This is a genomic window from Kitasatospora sp. MY 5-36 (assembly GCF_001182915.1).
GTDB lineage: Bacteria > Actinomycetota > Actinomycetes > Streptomycetales > Streptomycetaceae > Kitasatospora.
Window position 1 is genome coordinate 1 of the sequence record NZ_LFVW01000998.1, and the last position, 2,570, is coordinate 2,570.

General features: G+C 73.8%; 2 protein-coding genes. One reads left to right on the forward strand and one right to left on the reverse strand.

The genetic code is table 11. The annotated features are described in order from the left end of the window. The first annotated feature begins 238 nt into the window (after nt 1–238). Nucleotides 239–1,183 (forward strand): bifunctional riboflavin kinase/FAD synthetase, encoded by a 945-nt coding sequence (locus AE652_RS39355; RefSeq protein ID WP_049660368.1) that lies wholly within the window; start codon nt 239–241, stop codon nt 1,181–1,183. A 90-nt stretch (nt 1,184–1,273) separates the two neighbouring features. Here the strand turns inward: AE652_RS39355 and AE652_RS39360 are convergent. Next, nucleotides 1,274–2,570 (reverse strand): MinD/ParA family protein (locus AE652_RS39360; protein ID WP_049660369.1); only part of this gene is annotated, 1,297 nt, incomplete at its 5' end.

Genomic DNA, 2,570 nt, shown 5'->3' on the forward strand with positions numbered 1-2,570 from the left:
CCCCGGACGGCCCCCGGCTGGCCCGGATGCGGGCCCTGGCGGCGGCCGGACGGGACCCGCAGTACGCCGCCGCGGAGGCCGAGCGGGCCGTCTCCGGGCGGGCCGCGGGGCCCTCGGCGGGCTCAACCCGTATTCCGGTGCCTGAGCCGGGGCAGGCGCATGGCACGCTATAGGGGTTCGGGTTTTGAGCGTTTGAGCGTACAGAGGGTACGCGCCGTACGGAACAAGGAGCGGTCAGGTGCAGCGCTGGCGTGGCCTGGAGGAGATCCCCGGGGACTGGGGACGCAGCGTCGTCACCATCGGCTCGTTCGACGGGGTGCACCGAGGACATCAGCTGATCATCGGGCGGGCGGTCGAGCGGGCCCGCGAACTGGGCGTCCCGGCGGTCGTGGTGACCTTCGACCCGCACCCGCGCGAGGTCATCCGCCCGGGCAGCCACCCGCCGCTGCTCGCGCCGCACCCGCGCCGTGCCGAGCTGATCGCGGAGCTGGGCGTGGACGCGGTGCTGGTGCTGCCGTTCACCACCGAGTTCTCCCAGGAGTCCCCGGAGACCTTCGTCCGGCAGGTACTGGTGGACGCGCTGCACGCGCGGGTCGTCATCGAGGGCCCCAACTTCCGCTTCGGGCACCGGGCGGCCGGGAACGTCGAGCTGCTCGGCGAGCTGGGCCGGACGGACGACTTCGAGGTCGAGGTGGTCGACCTCCAGGTGTGCGGCACGGCCGGGGACGGCGAGCCGTTCTCCTCCAGCCTGACCCGCCGGCTGGTGGAGACCGGGGACATGGCCGGCGCCAACGAGGTGCTGGGCCGTCCGCATCGGGTGGAGGGCGTGGTGGTGCGCGGCGCGCAGCGCGGCCGCGACCTGGGCTACCCGACCGCCAACGTCGACACCGTGCCGCACAGCGCGATCCCGGCGGACGGCGTGTACGCGGGCTGGCTGACCGCCGACGGCGAGCGGATGCCGGCGGCGATCTCGGTCGGCACCAACCCGACCTTCGACGGCACCACCCGCACCGTGGAGGCGTACGCCATCGACCGGGTCGGCCTGGACCTGTACGGGCTGCACGTGGCCGTGGACTTCCTGGCCTACCTGCGCGGGATGGAGAAGTTCGACTCCATCGACGCGCTGCTGGACCGGATGGCCGACGACGTCAAGCGGGCCCGCGAGCTGACCGACGGCATCTGAGCGACGGCATCCGAGCGACGGCGTCCGAGGCGTCGCAGAACGACGGAAGGGGCCCACCGACCTGGTGTCGGTGGGCCCCTTCCGTCGCTGTCACTGCTGGGGCGGGGGCGGCGGGTAGCCGTAGCCCGGCCCCGGCTGCTGCGGCCAGGGCGCCCCGGGGGCGGGCTGCTGCGGGTAGCCGTACCCGGGCGGGGGCGGCGGGGCCTGGCCGGGCTGCGGGGCCCACGGCGCCCCGGGGGCGGGCTGGCCGGCCTGCTGCGGGTACGGCTGGGGCTGCTGCTGCGGGTCGGCGTACGGCTGGGGGCCGCCCGGCTGCGGGTAGCCGGCCTGGGCCTGCTGCTGCCAGCCGGCCTGCTGGGCGGCGGCGGCCTGGTGGGCCCGGATGATGTCCTCGCCGACCAGGGTGGCCAGCTCGAAGTAGGCCTCCCGGACCTTGGGCCGCATCATGTCGAGGTTGACCTCGGCGCCGGCCGCGAGGCTCTCGTCGAACGGCACCACGATCACGCCGCGGCAGCGGGTCTGGAAGTGCGCGACGATGTCCTCGACCTTGATCATCTTGCTGGTCTCGCGCACCCCGGAGACCACCGTGATGCTGCGCTGGACCAGGTCCGCGTAGCCGTGCGCGGAGAGCCAGTCCAGGGTGGTCGAGGCGCTGGAGGCGCCGTCCACGCTGGGGGTGGAGACGATGATCAGCTGGTCGGCCAGGTCCAGCACCCCGCGCATCGCGCTGTACAGCAGGCCGGTGCCGGAGTCGGTCAGGATGATCGGGTACTGGCGGCCCAGCACGTCGATCACCTGGCGGTAGTCCGAGTCGTTGAAGGTGGTCGAGACCGCCGGGTCGACGTCGTTCGCCAGGATCTCCAGGCCCGAGTTCAGGTCCTGCGAGGTGAACTGACGGATGTCCATGTAGCTGCGCAGGTGCGGGATGGCCGTCACCAGGTCGCGGATGGTCGCGCCGGTCTGGCGCTTCACCCGGCGGCCCAGGGTGCCGGCGTCCGGGTTGGCGTCGATCGCGATCACCTTGTCCTGGCGCTCGCTGGCCAGGGTCGCGCCGAGCGCGGTGGTGGTCGTGGTCTTGCCGACGCCGCCCTTGAGGCTGATCACGGCGATCCGGTAGCAGCTCAGCACCGGGGTGCGGATGATCTCCAGCTTGCGGGCCTTCTCGGCCGCCGCGGCCTTGCCGCCGAACTGGAAGCGCGGCTGCTGGCGCTGCTGCTTGGGCTGGCTGCGCAGCAGCCGGTCCGAGGACAGCTCGACGGCGGCGGTGTAGCCCAGCGGCGCGCCGTGCGCGGTCTGCTGCGGGGCGGCGGCCTGCTGGAACGCGCTGGGCTGCGGGGCCTGCGGCTGCTGCTGCCACGGCTGGCCGGGCAGCGGCTGCCCCGGCAGC